The organism is Streptomyces sp. NPDC004284 (genome assembly GCF_042874035.1).
GTDB lineage: Bacteria > Actinomycetota > Actinomycetes > Streptomycetales > Streptomycetaceae > Streptomyces.
In genome coordinates this window covers 103093-120542 of sequence record NZ_JBIAMJ010000015.1, presented here as the reverse complement: position 1 = coordinate 120542, position 17450 = coordinate 103093, and the positions used below count along the sequence as shown (strand labels likewise).

Below are 17450 nucleotides of genomic sequence, written 5' to 3'. Positions count from 1 at the left end.
CGACCGTTCGCGACCCTCGTCCCTTTCAACTCCGCGCCACCCGCCGCTGGATGACGTGCCGCCGGAATCAGCGGCCGCGCCTCGAAGCCGTCAGCGCCGTCGTCAGCTCCTCCAGGGTCTCCAGGAGCAGGGCGGCGCCCTTGTCGAGCAGGAAGTGGTCCGGCGGGTCGGCGGACCAGGCGGTGACCGTCTCGCGCAGGGCGTCCCAGTGCGGCTGCTTGCGTTCCCGCACCTCCTTCGCGCCCCGCTCCGTCGACCGGTGGAGGGACTCGGCGAGGGTCGCCGCGGCGGGTACGGGCGGGGCGCCGCGCTCCGGCAGGTGCGCCTCCAGGAGCATCGCGACCCGGCCGAACTCCGCGAGCGCGTGCCCGGCCTCCTCCACGGCCGCGTGCGACAGCCCCCGGTGCCGCACCGGTTCGTGGGTCGCCCGGTCCACCGCCTCCTGCCAGGCGACCCGGGCGGCGCGGGCCTTCAGGAGCGCCTCCCGCACGTCGGGGCTGGTCGGCCCGGCGGGGTCGGCGTACCGCGCGGTGACGACGGCCGCGTACGCGCCGACCGCGGCCAGCCAGTCCGCGAGCCGGCCGCGCAGCCGGGGCGTCTCCCAGGCCGGGTAGACGGCGTACGACAGCATCGCGAGGAGCCCGCCGAGCAGGGTGAGCAGGACCCGTTCCCGTACGGTCTGGGTCAGGCCCGCGCCCTCCATGCCGAGCAGGAAGACGACGTACGCGGAGACGAAGACCTGACCGGCCGCGTACCCCGTCCGCACCAGCAGGTACATCCCGAACGCGCACACCACCGCGAGGGCGGCCGACAGGTACGTGCCCGGGTGCGCCGAGCGCACGACCGCCGTCGCCAGGGTCACGCCGATGAGCGTGCCGCCGAACCGCGCCACCGAGCGGGCGTACGTCTGCGAGAAGTCCGGGCGCATCACCATCACCGAGGCCATCGGCGCCCAGTAGCCGTGCCCGAAGGGGAGCCACGTGCCGAGCAGATAGCCGGCGGCCGTGACCACCGAGACCCGGACCGCGTGGCGCAGGATCGGCGAGCCGGGGCGGAGCTCGGCGCGCATCTGCGCGAGGACGAGGGGGGCGAGACGGAGGAGGGTCGGGCGGGTGCGGGCCCCTCGGGCATGGGGCTCCGAGGTCTCCGTACGGGGCTCCGCCGTCTCCACGACGTCGCTGAGCAGCGCCGCCAGACGCAGGGCGGCCCGGCGGGACGGGCCCTTGAGGACCTCACCGGTGTCCGGGGTGCGGAGGGTGGCGAGGGCGCTCGGGAGCAGGGCGACCGGGTCGCCGTGCCGGATCGCGTGCGCGGCCGCGTCCAGGACCTCGGCCGCCGCGCCGAGCAGCTCCCGCACCCGGGCCCGCTGCGGCCCCTCCTCCGGGACGCCGACCGCCGGATCCGCCAGCGAGGCCAGGACCGGCCGGATCCGCTCCGCGAGCCCCCGCGCCCCGTGCAGCTCCGCCGGGCGGGTCCGGGCCTGGCGGGGCGTGACGGCGGCGGCGTTCCGTGCCGTCATGAGCGGTACGGGGTCGAACGGGGCGACCGGGTCGTGGCGGAGGCGGCGCGCGTAGTCCGCCTCCGCCGCCAGCGCGTCCGCGAGGGCGTCGCGCTGGGCGCCCCAGCGGCGGACCGGCAGGAGGACCACCAGGGCCGCCTGGACGACACCCCCCGCGAAGATCACCGCGGCATGGCCGGCCGCGGTGGCGACCGAGGTCGGGAGGGTCACCGTCACCAGCATGATCGCCACGTTGGACGAGGCGATGATCCCCGCGGTCGGTCCTGCCGCCCACGCGAGCCCCGCCAGGAACGTCCACAGGAGGAGCAGCGCGAGGAAGAGGACCGTGTGCGCCCCCGTCAGATACCCGAGGAACGTCGACACCGCGAGACTCGCCCCGGAGGCGAGGGCCAGGGTGGGCCGGGGCCGCCAGGAACGCTGGAAGGTGGCGATGGCCGCCTGGAAGGCCCCGAACGCCGACGAGACGGCCACGGCGGGGCCGAACAGCGCGAGCGAGACCCCCATGACGAGAGCGAGCCCCAGCGCCCCGCGCGCCGCGACGGCCGGTTCGAGCCGCCGCCGCTCGACGGTGAGTCCGGAGCGGGCGGTCTCCTTCAGCGCCCGGAGCCAGCTCATGCGGAGAGCGTATCCACGAATGCGGGCGAACCGGGCATTCACGCCGAGTGCGGGCCCCGCGGTGGCGCCCTACGGCAGGCGGGGGCGACCCGGGTGGAGGCCCGCCGCGTCGGCGGCGGAGGCGCCGTGGGTCCAGCCCGCCTCGTCCCAGGCGGCCCGGACGCGGGTCGTGCGGGTCTCCGGGAAGAGTTCGTCCGTCCGCGCGCCCACCGCGACCTCGCGCGACGCGAGGGCCGGGAGGAGGGTCGGGGCCTCGGCGGCGACGCGGCGGGAGGTCGCCGCGAGCCGGGCGCCCAGCCGGTTGGCGTACGCGAGGAGGAAGGACTGCCGGAAGGACTTCGTGCGCTTGCGGCCGCCCGCCCGCTGCTCCGCCTCCGCCCGCGTCATCGCCGCCGTCCCCTGCACGAGCAGCGAGGTGTAGAGCAGCTCCACCGGGTCCAGGTCCGCCTCGAAGCCGACGACCGTCGAGAAGCCGTACGCCTCGTTCCACACGGCCCGGCAGTGGTTCGCCGTCGCCACCGCGTCGAGCAGGATCGCCTTGGCCTGCTCGTACGGCGGCTCCACCCCGATCCGGATCGCGCCCGGCGTCTCCGGGGACGGCGCGCCCGCCGCGAGCGTGGCCTCGTCGAGGCTGTGCCGGGCCATCAGCTCCTGGGCCTTGGCCGTCAGCGCCTCCGCCTCCTCCGGATAGCCCGTCGCCTCCGCCTTCGCGAGCAGCGCCCTGATCCGGCCGAGCATCCGGGGCTCGCCCGCCACCGCCGGCGGCAGGGCCTCCCCCGGGACCGGGCCCACCGCGTCGAGGCGCGGCAGCCGGACCAGCAGCCGGTACAGCTCCAGGACGGTCGTCGCCCGCGAGAAGCGGTCCGCCGGGCGCCCCTCCGCCGCGTCCAGGCCGTCCAGCTGCGCCTGCCAGCGGTGCGGGAGCCGCCCGTACCCCGCCGTCTCCGCCCTGATCAGCCCCGCCAGGAGCCGTACGTGCTCGTCCGCGAGGTCCCGTCGCACCATGCGGACCAGATCCGCCGGCTGCCAGCCCCGCACCCACAGCGTCCGCACGAACTCCTCGCCGCGCCGGGACAGTTCCACGTCCGCGCCCGGGTCGGCGGCAAGCAGGGAGGCCGCCATGTCGAGGGAGCCGTCGTCGCTCGCGTACAGCGCCTCGAAGGCCTTGTCGATCACGGTCATGCCGTCGTCCTCACGTCCCGTTCGATGCGGCGCGGGGTCAGCGCCGGAATCCGCCGCGAGACCCCGGTGGCGAGCCGCTGGAGCTCCCCGAACCGCCGCGCCCCGGAGGCGGGTTCGACGACGGCGCGCACCGTCCGCTTGTCGCCGAGCCGGTCCTGGACGTCCCGCGCCCCGCAGTCCTCGGCACGGCCGACCAAGGGCTCGGTGGTCACCTCCGTGTGCCCCTCCGCCATCGATGTGCCTCCTTCCGCATGCCTGCCCGCCCGTTCACGACGGTCCTGGATCGCTCTCGATCGCTCTCGATCTCCCTCGATGGTCTCAGCCGTCACGGCCCCCGGGGGAATTCCGTGCCGCTCGTCACCGGCGGCTCCGGCGCCCTCGACGCGTTCGTGAAGGCGATACGGGAGGGGTAGGGCCAGACCTACCTTCCGGACGCCCGGTGGTGGTCGTGATCGGGGCGGGCGGAAACGGTTCGCTGGAGTCATGACCACGACCACGACCGCCGCCGCCGTACGGCTCCGCGGGCTCACCCGGCACCACCGGGACGTCCGCGCCCTCGACGGCGTCGACCTCGACTTCCGCGCCGGGACCTTCACCGCCGTCATGGGCCCCTCCGGCTCCGGCAAGTCCACGCTCCTCCGGTGCGCCGCCGGGCTCGACCGGCCCACCGCCGGAACCGTGGAGGTCGGCGGCACCCCGCTGGAGGGGCTGAGCGAGCGGCGCCTCACGCTGCTGCGGCGGGACCGGATCGGCTTCGTCTTCCAGTCCTTCAACCTGTTGCCTTACCTGACCGCCGCCCAGAACGTCGCCCTTCCCCTCCGGCTCGCCGGCCGCCGCCCCTCCCGCCCGCAGATCCGGGAGGCACTCGCGCGCGTGGGCCTCGCGGGGCGGGAGCGGCACCGGCCGGGCGAACTCTCCGGCGGCCAGCAGCAGCGGGTCGCGATCGCCCGCGCCCTGATCACCCGCCCGGCCGTCCTCTTCGGCGACGAACCGACCGGCGCGCTCGACTCGACGACGAGCCGCGATGTGCTCGACATGCTGCGGGACCTCGTCGACCGCGACGGCCAGACGATCGTCATGGTCACCCACGACCCGGTGGCGGCGTCCCGCGCGGACCGGGTGGTCTTCCTGGTCGACGGCAGGGTCGCGGGGGAGCTGCGGGGGCCGACGGTGGAGACGGTCGCGGCGCGGATGGCGGCGCTGGAGACGGCAGGCGTCCCGGTGGGAGGTCCGGCGTGCTGACCGTTCTTCTCGCCGGGCTGCGGGAGCGCTGGGCCTCCTTCCTCGGGGGGTTCGTCGCGCTCGCGCTCGGGGTCGGGACGCTCGTGACCATGGGGCTCGGTCTGTCCGCGACTTTTCAGGCGCCCGAGCGTTCTCCTCAGCGGTTCGCGGCGTCGCCCGTGGTCGTCCAGGGGCAGGACCGGCTGACGCTGGACGTGCGGCGCGGGCCCGGCACCGCGGCGGTGGAGCAGCGGCTCGACCGTCCACAGCCTGTGGACGGCCGGGTGCTCCGCGAGCTCCGGGCCCGCTGGACCGTCACCACCGCCGGGGGGCCCGACGCCGTCGGTGTCGACGCCCCGGCCGCCGAGGTCCGGGCGCTCGTCGGCGGCCGCGCCCGGGTCCTCACCGGGGAGGCGCGGACGCAGGCCGATCCCGACCCCGAGCGGGACGCCCGCGCACTCGTCGCGCTGAGCGCCCTCCTGGGCACCTCCGGCGGCGTCACCGCCTTCGTCTCCGTCTTCGTCGTCGCCTCGACCTTCGCCTTCGCCGTGGCGCTGCGCCGCCGCGAGTTCGGGCTGCTCCGGACCGCCGGGGCCACCCCCGGCCAGGTCCGGCGGCTCCTCCTCGCCGAGGCGGCGGCGCTCGGCGTGCTCGCGTCCGCCGCCGGGTGCGGGCTCGGCGCCCTCGGGGCGCCCCTCCTCGCCCGGACGCTCGTCGACGGCGGCCTCGCGCCCGCGTGGTTCACGATCGGCGGGGCGGCCTGGCCCTTCCACGCGGCCTTCTGGACGGGTGTGGGCGTCGCCCTCGCGGGGGCCGTCGCCGCGTCCCGGCGGGCCGGGAAGGTCGGCCCGACGGCGGCGCTGCGCGAGGCGGACGTCGACGCCGGCGCCCTGCCCCTCGGCCGGGCCGTCCTCGGCACGGGCCTGCTCGTGGCCGGGCTCGGGCTCCTCGTCTGGACCTGTGCGACGGATCCGTCCGCGCTGCTCAAGCGGAAGACGTACACGACCCTCCCGATGCTCCTGATCAGCGGCGTCGCGCTGCTCTCCCCGCTCCTCGTCCGGCCCGTGGCCCGGCTGCTGCGGGCGCGCGGGGCGGTGGGGACGCTCGTGCGGGAGAACAGCGCGGCCGCCGTCCGCCGTACCGCCGCCGTCGCCGCTCCCGTCCTCGTGACCGTGGCGCTCGCGGGGACGCTGTTCGGCTCGGCGGCGAGCGTCACGCGCGCGAAGGAGACCGAGGCGCGGGAGCGGACGGCCGCGCAGTACGTGGCGAGCGGGGAGGACCTGAGGCCGGTGACGGCACCGCCCGGGGCCGTCCTCTCCGCCACCGGGGCGACCTCCGTCTTCGTACGGGACGGGGACGCGGCCGTCGTGAAGTACGGGGCGCGGACGGTCGCCGACCCGGCCGCCTTCGCGGAGCTGGCCCGGCTGCCGGTGACCGCAGGGGACCTGCGGGACCTGGACGACCGGTCGATCGTCGTCAACGAGGAGTTCGAGCGGCGCCGGGTCGGCGAGACGGTGGAGGTCTGGCGGGCGGACGGAAGCGGTCCGGTACGGCTCCGGGTCGTGGCCGTCCTCGCCCTCGGAACCGGCGACAACGGCCCGTACGTCACCCGGGCGAACGCACCGGGCGCCGCCCTCGACCGGATCGACGCGCGCGGGGGCGGGGCGGCGACGGCACGGGCCCTGGAGGCGAGCGGCGGAAACGTCCTCGTGGCGCCGCCCGAGCTCCGGACGGCCGGGAACCCCCGGAACCGCCTGGGCATGGTCCTGGTCCTGGGCATCGCCCTCGTCTACACGGTCATCGGCCTCGCCAACACCCTCCTCATGGCGACGTCCGTACGCGGCGCCGAGCTGGCCTCGCTCCGGCTCGCCGGGGCCACCCGCACCCAGATCCTGCGGGTCGTGACGGGCGAGGCCGCGCTGGCCGTCGCGATCGGCACCCTGCTGGGCCTGGCGGTCACCGCGATCGTCCTGGCCGCCCTGGGCGCGGGCCTGGCCGCCCTCTCCGCTCCCGTCGCCCTGGTCCTTCCCTGGCCGGTCGTCGGCGCGGCGGCGGGCGTGTGCGCGGCGGTCGCGGTCGCCGCGTCGGGCGTCTCCGCGTGGCGGCTCACGCGATGAGCGGCGATGGTGGGACGACGGGGCGGCGACCGGGGTCGGAGCCGGGTCACCGCCCCGCCCTTCCCACGCCCGCGCGCACGCACCGCGCCCGTAAGGGCGGTGCCGGCCCACCCCCGTGCGACCGGCACCGCCCGTCCGGGGCCGTGCCCCGTGCCCGTGTGGGCGGTCGTCCCTCCCCCGGACTTCGCCCGGGGGGACTCCCTGGGCGGGACGGGTTACGGCTTCCAGTCCCTGGCGAGGACCGACCAGATCTCCTCGTCGTGCCGCTTGCCCCGGTAGTCGTAGCTCTCCCGCAGGACCGCGTCCCGGGTCATGCCCAGCCGGCGGGCCACCGCGATGCTGGGTTCGTTGTCGGAGGAGACGACCCATTCGACGCGGTGGACGCCGCGGACGCTGATGGCCCAGTCGACGAGGGCGCGGGCGGCGCGGGTCACGAGGCCCTTGCCGACGGCGGACGGTTCGAGCCAGCAGCCGGCCTCGGCGGTGCCGGCGGCGGTGTCGAGGCGGCGGAGGATGACCGCGCCGACGAGTACGCCGTCGGACCAGATGCCGTGGATCCGCCCGGAGTCGGTCGCGACCTTCTCCGCGTACAGGCGGAGGTAGGCCCGGCTCGACTCCAGGTCGGTCACGACGTCGGGGAGTCCGTTGCGGGCGCCGATGAACTCCCTTCCCCGGTCCATGTGCGCGAGGAACTCCTCGGCCTGCCACGGCTCCAGCGGGCGCAGCTCCGCACCGTCGTCGCCCAGGGACATCGCGTACATCGGCATCAACTTCCTTCGTCAGACGTCAGAGTCGGCCCTACGGGGTCAGGACGATCTTGCCCTGCACGTGACCCGCCTCGCTCAACTCCAGTGCGCGGGCCGCCTCCTTGAGGGGCAGCACCTCGGCCAGGCGGACCGACAGCGCGCCCTCCGTCACCAGGCGGGCCTGGGCGACGAGCCCGTCCCGCACGGCGTCCGGGTCCCCCGTGACGCCCGAGAAGACGATGCCGTGCTCCTCCGCGTCGGTCGCCGCGATCGTGACGATCCGCTCCTTCGCCGCGTCGCCGCCGCCGAGGAGTTCGATCGCGACCGGCAGGACACCGTGTCCGGCCGCGTCGAAGACGGCGTCGACGCCGTCCGGGGCGGCGGCGCGGACCCGGTCGGCCAGGCCGTCCCCGTACGTGACGGGGATCGCGCCGAGCTCGCGCAGGTACGCGTGGTTGGCCTCCGAGGCGCTGCCGATCACCGTGATCCCGGCCGCGACCGCGAGCTGGACGGCCACCGAGCCGACGACGCCCGCCGCGCCGTGCAGGAACAGGGTCTCGCCCTCCCGGACCCGGAGCAGGTCCAGGACGCGCTGGGCGGTCTCGCCGGCCACGGGGAGGCTCGCGGCGGCCTCCCAGGAGAGCCCGGCGGGCTTGGGGGCGACGGTGCCGGCGATGGCGTACTCGGCGTAGGCGCCGGTCTTCGTCCAGCCGAGGACCTCGTCGCCGACGGCCAGTCCGTCGACGCCCTCGCCGAGCGCGTCGACGGTGCCGGCGAACTCCAGGCCGGGGACGGCGGGGAAGGTGGTCGGGTAGAACTGCTCGACCCAGCCGTGGAGCCGCTTCCAGTCCACCGGGTTGACCCCGACCGCCGCCACCTTGACCCGGACCTCGCCGGGGCCGGGCTCCGGCTTCTCGACGCCGGCCTCGTGGCGCAGCACCTCGGGGCCGCCGAACTCCTCGTACACGATCGCTTCCATCTCAGCCTCCACTGCTGCCCGTCGCCTCTTCGGTCTCTCTTCGACGCCCCAAGCCTGCGCCCGGCGACCCCTCTCCTCCGCCCTCCCAACGGCCAGTCCCACCTGGCCGAAAGACGGGCCGTCAGCCGACCTGCCCCGACTAGGCTGAACCGCATGGACGCGCTCACGCTGACCACCGCGTACGAGATCATCCGGCAGCCGCTCGGGGAGATCCTCCCCAAGGTCTCGGCCGCCCTCGCCCCGCTGGTCCCGCACGTGGACGCGGCCGAACTCTCCACCCACTGCGCCCACTCGCCCTTCAAGACCCTCGGCGGTACGGAGCTGATGACCGCCGCCGAACTGACCCCGCTGCTCGCGGCGGGCGTCCCCGGCGAGCCCTGGCAGGGGCGCGCGACGATCGGCGGCCGGGAGCGCGAGGTCGTCGCCGTCACCAGCCACGCGACCCGGCGCGGGGCGGTCCTCGTGCTCGTACGGGAGGACGGCGCCGCCCCGGCCGACACGGCCGCGCTCACCGTGGCGCAGGCGCTGTGGGACCTGGTCACCGGGCACTTCGACCGCTTCGCGACGGAGGCGATGCCGGGGGCGCTGGCCCGTTCGCGGGCGGCGGCCGACACCCGGGCCCGGGTGATCGCCGAGCTCACCGCCGCGCACGCGGCGGCGCTCTCCGGCGTCCTCGGGGTGCTGCGCAGCCGGGCCCTCGACGACACGACGGCCCGGGCCACCGCCACCGACCTGGCCGCGTCCGCGCTCATCGACATGCGGGCCGAGCAGCGGCGCGACCGGGCGGTCGCGGAGGAGCCCGCCGAGGACGCCTTCGAGCGGCTCGCGGGCGAGCTCCGGCCGATGCTCCGGCACAGCAAGGTGCGGCTCGACCTGGGCGCGCCCGACTCGACGCGCTCGCTCGCGGCGGACGTCGCGCACAGCGCGCGGGCCATCGTCCGCTCCCTGCTCCTCATCGTCCTGGAACAGGAGTCCGTGCACCGCGTCCACGTCGGCTGGCAGCTCACCGAGCACGAACTCCGCGCCTCCGTCCGCGACGACGGCCCGGGCGCGCTCGCCCCCTGCGACCTCGGCGCCGGCACCGTCCGGGACCGCCTCGACGTCCTCGGCGGACGCCTCGACATGGACGCCGTCCCGGGCTGGGGCACCACCATCACCGCCGTCATCCCCCTCGCGACCCCCGAGGCCCCCGTCGAGGCCGCCCACCCCCTGACCGGCCTCGGCGAACGAGAGGTCGAGGTCCTGCGCCACCTCGCACTCGGCCACCGGAACCGGCGCATCGCCGAGGAGCTCCACATCAGCGAGTCGACGGTGAAGTTCCACGTCGCGAACATCCTCAACAAGCTCGGCGTCGACTCCCGCGGCAAGGCGGCGGCCCTCTTCCACGCGGCGGCGTGACCCCTCCCCCGGCCCGGCTTCCCGGGGGTGTCAGTGGCGGGTGCCAGACTCGCACCCATGAGCGAGAGGTGGGCGCTGGCGGCCGAGAGCGAGGGGGACGGAGCACTGCTCGTGCCCCTCGGGCCGGACGGGCTGCCCGCGGGGCCCGTGCGGCGGGAGCCGGATCTGGTGGCGGCGGTGCGGGCACGGCCGGAGGTGGCGCGCTGGGTGTGGCGGTCGACGGCCGAGGTCTATCCGCGGCTGCTGGCCGCGGGGGTGCGCGTCGAGCGGTGCTACGACGTCGAGGACGCCGAGCAGCTGCTCCTCGGGCACGAGGGCCGGCTCGGGGAGCCGCGCAGCGCCGCCGCCGCCTGGGCCCGCCTGCGGAACGCCCCCGTACCGCCGGATCCGCCGCAGCGCGCCGCCGAGCCCGGTTCGCAGGACGGTCTCTTCGAGCCGCGGCCGACCGTCTCCGTGCCGTTCGACGGGCTGCTCGCGGTCTACGCGGAGCAGCTGCGCCGCCATGACCGGGCCGAGCACCCCGGCCGGATGCGGCTGCTCACGGCGGCCGAGTCGGCGGGGATGCTGGTGGCCGCCGAGATGCACCGGGCCGGGCTGCCGTGGCGGGCGGACGTGCACCGGGACCTGCTGGGCGAGCTGCTCGGCGAGCGGTACGCGGGCGGGGGCGAGCCGCGCCGCCTCGCGGAGCTGGCCGACGAGGTGTCCGCCGCCTTCGGGCGCCGGGTCCGGCCCGATCTGCCCGCCGACGTCACCAAGGCCTTCGCGCAGGCCGGGATCCGGGTCAGGTCCACGCGCCGCTGGGAGCTGGAGGAGATCGACCACCCGGCCGTGGAGCCGCTCCTCGCGTACAAGAAGCTCTACCGGATCTGGACGGCCCACGGCTGGTCCTGGCTGGCCGACTGGGTGCGCGACGGCCGCTTCCGGCCCGAGTACCTGCCCGGGGGCACGGTCAGCGGGCGCTGGACGACCAACGGCGGCGGGGCCCTGCAGATCCCGAAGGTGATCCGGCGGGCGGTGGTCGCCGACGAGGGCTGGCGGCTCGTGGTCGCCGACGCCGACCAGATGGAGCCGCGCGTGCTCGCCGCGATCTCCCGCGACCCCGGTCTGATGGAGGTCGCGGGGCACCCCGACGACCTGTACACCCGGCTGTCCGACCGGGCCTTCTCCGGCGACCGCGCCCACGCCAAGCTCGCGCTGCTCGGCGCGATCTACGGGCAGACCAGCGGCGACGGCCTGAAGAACCTGGCGGCGCTGCGCCGCCGCTTCCCGCGCGCGGTGGCCTATGTCGACGGGGCCGCGAAGGCGGGCGAGGAGGGCCGGCTCGTACGGACCTGGCTGGGCCGGACCAGTCCGCAGGCCGTCGGCGCGGGAGAGGACGACGAGGCCGGCCTGCCGCAGGAGGGGCCCGAGAGCGGCGAGCTCGCCCCCGGACACTCCTCGGGGAACGCGCGGGCGCGCGGCCGGTTCACCCGTAACTTCGTCGTGCAGGGCAGCGCCGCCGACTGGGCGCTGCTGATGCTGGCGGCGCTGCGGCGCTCCCTCTCGGGGATGCGGGCGGAGCTGGTGTTCTTCCAGCACGACGAGGTGATCGTGCACTGCCCGGAGGCGGAGGCGGAGGCGGTGGCGGAGGCGATCCGGGCGGCCGGGGACGAGGCCGGGCGGATCGCGTTCGGGGAGACACCGGTCCGGTTCCCGTTCACGACGGCGACGGTCGAGCGGTACGCGGACGCGAAGTAGGTCCTGCGATACGGGCCCCCCACCCGTACCGCAGGACCGCTCGCCCCTACTTCAGCGGCAGCTTCTGCCACTTGGGGCTCAGCGCGAGCGCCTTCAGCTGCTCCATCGTCAGGGCCGGCTCGTTGCGCGTGGCGGCCTTGTACTGCGCGTCCGAGTTGAAGGTGGAGACGATGACCCGGAAGCCCTCCGGGGTCATGGTGTCGACGCTCCACCAGACGACCCCCTCGCCGCCCTTCTCGCCGGGCTGCTGGGTGGACTTGACCTTGGTGCCGTCGGGCAGGGTGACGACGCCGGCTCCGGTGAAGAGCTCGGCGAAGCCCTCGTGCTTCCCGGCGGTGGGCTGGACGTCGACGCCGACGAGGCTCGGGCCCTCGCCGTCGTCGACGACGACGTAGCCGTGGCCGTCGTCGCCGCCGTGGGACGTGACGGTGACGCCCTTGGGCAGGAGGGAACGCAGGGTGGCCTGGACGGCGGCCGCGCTCGGCACCGCGGGCAACCCGTCCTTGCCCGTGCCGGGCCTGCCCGGGAGCTGGGGCAGCTGCGGCAGCTGGGCGGCCAGCGGCCGCCAGGCCTCGGCCGTGACGAGGGTCTTCAGCTGACTGAGGCTGAAGGGCGGGTTCTCGCGGCTGATCGCGGCGCCCTTCTCGGCGGCGGCGTTGTACTCGCTCGCGTCGATCAGGATCCCGTCCTTGGTGAGCAGGACCGCCCGCCAGTTCTTGGTCTCCTCGCGCTTGTCGGGGTACTCGTACCCCTGGATGGCCATGAACCGTTCGCCGCCCGGCAGCCGCCCGTCGGCGCAGCGGTCGTACGGGACGACGGCCTTGTCGGGGCAGGTCACCTGGTCCGTACCGGACTCTCCGGTCCCGCCGGCCCGGTAGAGGCCGACGCTGACGCCCGCCTTGCCGTGGCCGTCGTCGTAGACGCCGGTGACGGACTGGCCCTGGCCGTCCAGGTTGTCGAACTGCCACTGGCCGGCCGGGGTGTTGGCCTTGAGGACGGCGGCGAGGTCCTTCACCGGGATCGTCGCCTCGCCCATCGGCTTCTCGCCGGGGGCGGCGGCGCCGACGCCCTGCCCCCGCTGCGGGGGCGCGGCCACGGAGCTGGTCTCCGCCGGCCCGCCGGGGCCGAGCAGCGAGCCGCCGTAGACGCCGCCGAGGCCGACGGCGGCGAGCGCGAGGACGCCGCCGGTCACCGCGAGGCGGCGGCGGACCAGGCGGCGCCGGCCGCGCTGGAGCCCGCCCGCGACCAGCTCGCGCCGGTCGTCGACGGCGAAGCCGTCACCGGTGCCGCGCAGGACCGCGCCGAGCTCCTCCTCGAAGCGCTCGTGCGCTCCGTCGTGCCGGGTTCCTTCGTTCTGGGACATGCCGAGATCACCGTCTCCGGTCGGTAGGGAAAGTACGTGGTCAGCGGGCGGCGAACTCGACGATGCTGCCGCCGAGTCGTTCCCGCAGCTTCGCGAGCGCCCGCACCGAGCGGGTCCGCACCGCGGCGGAGCTGACGTTCAGGGCGTCGGCGGTCTCCTCGATGCTGCGGTCCTCCCAGTACCGCAGCACCACGACCGCCCGGTCCTTCGGCGCGAGGCCGGCCAGCGCGTCGAGCAGCGCGATCCGCAGGGCCGGGTCCTCGCCGTTCTCGGACGCGCGGTCGGGCAGCTCGCCGAGGGGGCGCTCGGTGGCCGAGCGGCGCCGCCGGTGGCTGAGGAACGTGCGGACGAGCACGGTCTGGGCGTACGCGGCGGGGTTCCCGATCCGGGCCATGCGGCCCCAGAGGGCGTACATCCGGCCGAGGGTCTCCTGCGTGAGGTCCTCGGCGAGATGCGTGTCGCCGCTGGTCAGCAGGCACGCCGAGCGGAACAGGTGCCCCGTGCGTGCGGAGGCGAACTCCAGGAACTCGTCCGCGCGGGACTTTCTCATGCCCCTCCTTTCCTCGCGGTCACGTGGTGTGGTCGCCGTACACCTCATTGACGCGACGGGGGCGCGGGAATGTTTCAGACGGATCCGGTATCCGAAGAAGCGGAATCGGGTAATCCTGTTGGTATGAACACTCTCAGCGCAGCAGAGAACCTGGCCGCTGGGGTTTGGCAGTCAGGACTGGCCCAGGTGCTCGGCGGGCTCATCGTCGTCTTCGTCCTCATCGGAGCCGTCTGGCTGGGCTTCCGCCTCAGCGACCGCGAGTCCAAGAAACCGAAGCCCGAAGAGCAGCCGCACCGACCCGACACCGGGGCCCTGCCCGGCGAGGTGGAGGAATACCGCAAACCGTCCGAGGTGCCGCAGACCGACGGCGAGCACCGGCTCATGCCCTACCAGCTCAAGAACGCCGGAGAGGCCTCGACCGATCCGCCCTCCGAGGAGAAGCGCAAGTGGGGCGGCATCTCCAGCGGCGGCTTCGGCAGCGGAGGCACCGGACACGGCGACTGACCCCTCTCCCCCTCCGTGTCTCCACCCTCCGTACGGACACGACGAAGCCCAGCCGTCGACGGCTGGGCTCGGTCCGACGGGCGGGAAGGTGCCCCCGCGGGGATCCCCGCCCCGGGGTCACCGCCCGGAAAGGGGCTCGTGCACTCCCCGGCCCGCGCGTGAGGCGATGTGGGCCGGCGGGGCGAAGTCCGCCGGCAGGACCGGGTCGATCACCGGCTCGCCGAAGGTGGTCACCACGGGCAGCACCCCCGCCCACAGACCGAGCGCCGCGTCCTCGGACTCGCCGTCGTCCGGCGGGCCGTCGGCGGTCTTCACCGAGGCCTCGGTCAGGTCGAGCGCGAGCAGCGCGGTCGCGGCCAGCTCCTTGCGGCTCGGCTGGCGCGCGTACTCCCACTGGCCCGGGGAGCTCTGCTCGGTCAGGGCCCGCAGGCCGCGGAGCTTCTCCTCCGGGTCGGTGACGATCTCGGGGACGCCGTAGATCATCGCGCAGCGGTAGTTGATCCCGTGCTCGAAGACGGAGCGGGCGAGGACCAGGCCGTCGACGTGGGTGACCGTGACGCAGACGGTGGCGTCGGGGGCCTGGACCAGGCTGCGGCTGGCGACCGAACCGTGGAGGTAGAGCCGGTCGCCGTCCACCCCGTACGCGGTGGGCACCACCATCGTCGTGCCGTCGACGGTGACGCCGAGGTGGCAGAGGAAACCGGCGGCGAGCACGGCGTCCAGGTCGGCCCGCCGGTGGCTGCCCTTGTGCCGCATCCGGCGCAGCCGGGTCCGCTCGGTGACGGTCAGCTCGTCGCCGAGCTCTGTAGGGGTGCTGCTCATGATGACCTCTCGTTCCGTACGGGTGTACGTGTTGTACGGGGGATCAGCCCGTCACCGCCACCGACTTCCGCCTGTCGGAACGGTGGTGGCGGTGACGGCTCGCCACCAGGGAGTCGCAGATCTCGCCGGCCCGGACGGCGGCCATCGACAGCAGGTTGGCCGTGATGCCGTGCGAGTGCTCGGTGCCGCCCATCAGGTAGATCCCCGCCTCCACCTCGGGCGCGGTCTCCACGCGGTAGTCGCGGCGGACCCGCAGCCGGCCGTCCTCGTCGCGCGCGCAGGCGGCGTCGAGCGCGCCGAGCAGCCGGGCCGGGTCGGGCTCGGAGTAGCCGGTGGCGTAGACGACGGCGTCCGCGTCCATCGTCTCCGTCTCCCCCGTGGCGAGGTTCCGCACCTGGACGCGGACGCCGTCGGGCCCCTCCTCGGCCTCGGTGAGCCGGGTGACGCCGAGGATCCGCAGCCGCTGCTCGCCGCGGACCTTCTCCTGGTACGAGCGGCGGTAGAGCTCCTCGATGAGGTCCATGTCGACGACGCCGTAGTTGGTGTTGCGGTGGTAGTCCATGAGCGTCCGGCGGACGGACGGCTCGGCCCCGTGGTAGAGGTCGACGGCCTCGGGGTCGAAGATCCGGTTCGCGTACGGGCTGTCGTCGGCCGGGCTGTAGCCGTACCGGGTGTGGACGGCGACGACCTCGGCCCCCTCGTACGTGCGGTGGAGGTGGTCGGCGATCTCGGCGGCGCTCTGCCCGGCCCCGGCGACGACGAAGCGGCGCGGGTTCCCGCCCGGCAGGGCGGCGAGGCGGTGCAGGAACTCGCTGCTGTGCCAGAGGCGTTCGGAGGAGGTGACGCCCTCGGGGAGCCGGGGCACGAGGCCGGTGCCGATGACGAGGTTCCGCGCCCGGTACGTGACGGCCTCGCCCTCTCCGGCGGCGGCGACGTCGACCTCGACGACGGGCCCGGAGGCCCCCGCCGTCCCCGCGGGCCGGATGGCGGTGACTTCGAGTCCGTAACGGACCATGTGGTCCACGCCGTCGGCGGCCCACCGGAGGTAGTCGTGGAACTCCTCGCGGGTCGGGAACAGCATCTTGTGGTTGATGAAGTCGACCAGGCGGCCCCGGTCGTGGAGGTACGGCACGAAGCCGAAGCGGCTGCGCGGATTGCGCATCGTGGCCAGGTCCTTCAGGAACGAGACCTGCATGGTGGCGTCCGGCAGGAGCATGCCCCGGTGCCAGCCGAAGTTCGGCTGCTTCTCCAGGAAGACGGCGGTGAGCCGCTCGTCGGGCGCGGCCCGCTCGTTGTACTCCTCGATGGCGATCGCGAGGGAGAGGTTGGCGGGCCCGAAGCCGACACCGACGACGTCGTAGACGGGAGTGGTCTCGTTCGAGGTCCCGATCGAGGTCTCGTTCATGGCGAAGTGCCTTTCGATGGAGGGGGGTTCAGCGGTTCCGGACGCAGGCGAGGGCGGCGCAGCCGGCGGCGAGGAGCAGGGCGAGCAGCAGCCCCGTACCGGCGAAGGAGAGGAAGGCGGCCGCGATGATCAGGGTCACGACGGCGGTCGCGCGCAGGGCGCGGCCGGTGCCGCGTGCCCGCAGGGCGGCCGCTGCGGCGGCCACGTACAGCAGCAGGAACGCGCTGCTGGTGACGACGAGGACCAGCTCCTCGCCGGTGCCGGTGAGGGTCAGGGCGGACAGGACGGCCGCGTAGGCGAGGGCGAGCGCGACGGTCGCCCCCACCGGGCGGTCGGCCAGCGCGCGCGGCAGGATCCGCTCGCGGGCGGCGGCCCGGACGACCCGGGTGGCGCCGAGCACCCACGCGTTGGTGGCGACCACCGCGAGCCCGAGGGCGAGGAGGTCACCGGCGATCGCCCCGCCGTCGCCGAGCGAGGCCCCGAGGAGGGCCGTGATGACGACCGGCTCGTCCCCGGGTACGGCCAGGTAGGCGGCCGTCACCGCCGCGTACAGCAGCCCGACGACGGGCACCGCCCAGCGGATCGCCCGCCGGTAGCTGCGGGCCGGGTCGTCGACCTGCTCGGCGAGCGTGGAGACGTTCTCCCAGCCCAGGAAGGAGAAGAACGCGGTCACGACGGCGATCCCGACACCGCCCCAGCCGTGCGTGAGGAACGGCGTGTACTCCCCCGCCTCGAACCGCGGCACCGCGAGCACCACCGCCCCGCCGAGGCCGATCAGCAGCACCACCAGGGCCGCGGTCTGCACCCGTGCGCCGGCCGTGAGCCCGAGCAGCGTGAACGCGGCGGACAACGCCATGAAACCGATCGCGATCGGGTAGACGGGCCCGTCCGGCTGCCCCGACAGCCCCAGCAGACACCGTGCGGACACGATGCCCATCACCGGATTCCCGATGACGTACGTGGCGACGAGCAGCAGCGCCGCCGCGCGCCCCGGCCGGCGCCCGAACCCCGCCTCCACCATCGCGGCGAGACCCGAGGCGTCCGGACGCCAGGCCGACATCTCCGCGAAGAACCTCGCGAAGGGGTACGAACTGAGCGCGAGCGCCAGCCACGCGAGCAGCGCGGCGGGCCCCGCCTGTCTCTCGGTCAGCCCCGGCACCAGAAGAATGCCGGTCCCGACGAGGCTGCTGACGTAGAACACGACGAGCGCGCGCACGCCCAGGGCGGTGGGGGGTTCGGCGGCTTGGGCGGCTTCGGGCCGCCGCAGCAGATCGGTCATGGGTGTCACCTCC

General features: G+C 75.1%; 15 protein-coding genes. 5 read left to right on the top strand and 10 right to left on the bottom strand.

Going from position 1 to position 17450, the window contains the following annotated elements; genetic code table 11:
• Positions 1–67: 67 nt before the first annotated feature.
• The 3 genes from ACFYUS_RS30290 to ACFYUS_RS30280 all read right to left on the bottom strand — a co-directional run bounded on the left by ACFYUS_RS30290 (position 68) and on the right by ACFYUS_RS30280 (position 3549).
• On the bottom strand, positions 68–2134 hold the full coding sequence (locus tag ACFYUS_RS30290; protein ID WP_388859012.1) for an FUSC family protein: 2067 nt from the start codon (positions 2132–2134) through the stop codon (positions 68–70).
• A 69-nt stretch (positions 2135–2203) separates the two neighbouring features.
• Entirely contained in the window at positions 2204–3316 is a 1113-nt protein-coding gene (locus tag ACFYUS_RS30285; protein ID WP_388859009.1) for a DUF2786 domain-containing protein, read from the bottom strand.
• Positions 3313–3549, bottom strand: a complete 237-nt coding sequence (locus tag ACFYUS_RS30280; RefSeq protein ID WP_388859006.1) for a winged helix-turn-helix transcriptional regulator — start codon at positions 3547–3549, stop codon at positions 3313–3315. Before ACFYUS_RS30280 ends, ACFYUS_RS30285 begins: the two co-directional genes overlap by 4 nt.
• Before the next feature lie 250 nt (positions 3550–3799).
• Here ACFYUS_RS30280 and ACFYUS_RS30275 point away from each other — a divergent pair, with 250 nt between their 5' ends.
• Positions 3800–4558: an ABC transporter ATP-binding protein gene (locus ACFYUS_RS30275; protein ID WP_388859003.1), complete on the top strand. Its 759-nt coding sequence runs from the start codon at positions 3800–3802 to the stop codon at positions 4556–4558.
• Positions 4552–6654, top strand: coding sequence for an FtsX-like permease family protein (locus tag ACFYUS_RS30270; protein WP_388859000.1), 2103 nt, complete (start codon positions 4552–4554; stop codon positions 6652–6654). The genes ACFYUS_RS30275 and ACFYUS_RS30270 overlap by 7 nt, the downstream gene beginning before the upstream one ends.
• A 215-nt stretch (positions 6655–6869) precedes the next feature.
• On the opposite strand, the gene ACFYUS_RS30265 is transcribed toward ACFYUS_RS30270, so the two are convergent.
• Both ACFYUS_RS30265 and ACFYUS_RS30260 read right to left on the bottom strand, forming a co-directional pair.
• Positions 6870–7415 (bottom strand): GNAT family N-acetyltransferase, encoded by a 546-nt coding sequence (locus ACFYUS_RS30265; protein ID WP_388859257.1) that lies wholly within the window; start codon positions 7413–7415, stop codon positions 6870–6872.
• Between the two features lie 37 nt (positions 7416–7452).
• Positions 7453–8379: an NADP-dependent oxidoreductase gene (locus ACFYUS_RS30260; protein ID WP_388858997.1), complete on the bottom strand. Its 927-nt coding sequence runs from the start codon at positions 8377–8379 to the stop codon at positions 7453–7455.
• 153 nt (positions 8380–8532) lie between these two features.
• On the opposite strand from ACFYUS_RS30260, the gene ACFYUS_RS30255 reads away from it, so the two are divergent.
• Together ACFYUS_RS30255 and ACFYUS_RS30250 are read left to right on the top strand one after the other, a co-directional pair.
• Positions 8533–9777, top strand: coding sequence for a LuxR C-terminal-related transcriptional regulator (locus tag ACFYUS_RS30255; protein ID WP_388858994.1), 1245 nt, complete (start codon positions 8533–8535; stop codon positions 9775–9777).
• Positions 9778–9834: 57 nt separating this feature from the next.
• Positions 9835–11514, top strand: coding sequence for a bifunctional 3'-5' exonuclease/DNA polymerase (locus ACFYUS_RS30250; protein ID WP_388858991.1), 1680 nt, complete (start codon positions 9835–9837; stop codon positions 11512–11514).
• Between the two features lie 46 nt (positions 11515–11560).
• Here the strand turns inward: ACFYUS_RS30250 and ACFYUS_RS30245 are convergent, their stop codons facing one another.
• Entirely contained in the window at positions 11561–12877 is a 1317-nt protein-coding gene (locus ACFYUS_RS30245) for a hypothetical protein (RefSeq protein ID WP_388858989.1), read from the bottom strand.
• A 40-nt stretch (positions 12878–12917) separates the two neighbouring features.
• Positions 12918–13427: a SigE family RNA polymerase sigma factor gene (locus ACFYUS_RS30240; RefSeq protein WP_388858986.1), complete on the bottom strand. Its 510-nt coding sequence runs from the start codon at positions 13425–13427 to the stop codon at positions 12918–12920.
• 123 nt (positions 13428–13550) lie between these two features.
• On the opposite strand from ACFYUS_RS30240, the gene ACFYUS_RS30235 reads away from it, so the two are divergent.
• A complete protein-coding gene (locus ACFYUS_RS30235; RefSeq protein WP_388858983.1) occupies positions 13551–13931 on the top strand; it encodes a DUF6479 family protein in 381 nt (126 codons plus the stop codon).
• 117 nt (positions 13932–14048) lie between these two features.
• On the opposite strand, the gene ACFYUS_RS30230 is transcribed toward ACFYUS_RS30235, so the two are convergent.
• From ACFYUS_RS30230 to ACFYUS_RS30220, 3 genes are read right to left on the bottom strand one after another with little or no spacing between them, the layout of a single operon-like run.
• Positions 14049–14753 (bottom strand): pyridoxamine 5'-phosphate oxidase family protein, encoded by a 705-nt coding sequence (locus ACFYUS_RS30230; protein WP_388858980.1) that lies wholly within the window; start codon positions 14751–14753, stop codon positions 14049–14051.
• Positions 14754–14796: 43 nt separating this feature from the next.
• Positions 14797–16158 carry a lysine N(6)-hydroxylase/L-ornithine N(5)-oxygenase family protein gene (locus tag ACFYUS_RS30225; RefSeq protein ID WP_388858977.1) on the bottom strand — a complete coding sequence of 454 codons (1362 nt, stop codon included), beginning with the start codon at positions 16156–16158 and terminating at the stop codon, positions 14797–14799.
• 28 nt (positions 16159–16186) lie between these two features.
• Entirely contained in the window at positions 16187–17437 is a 1251-nt protein-coding gene (locus ACFYUS_RS30220; protein WP_388858974.1) for an APC family permease, read from the bottom strand.
• Positions 17438–17450: the final 13 nt, after the last annotated feature.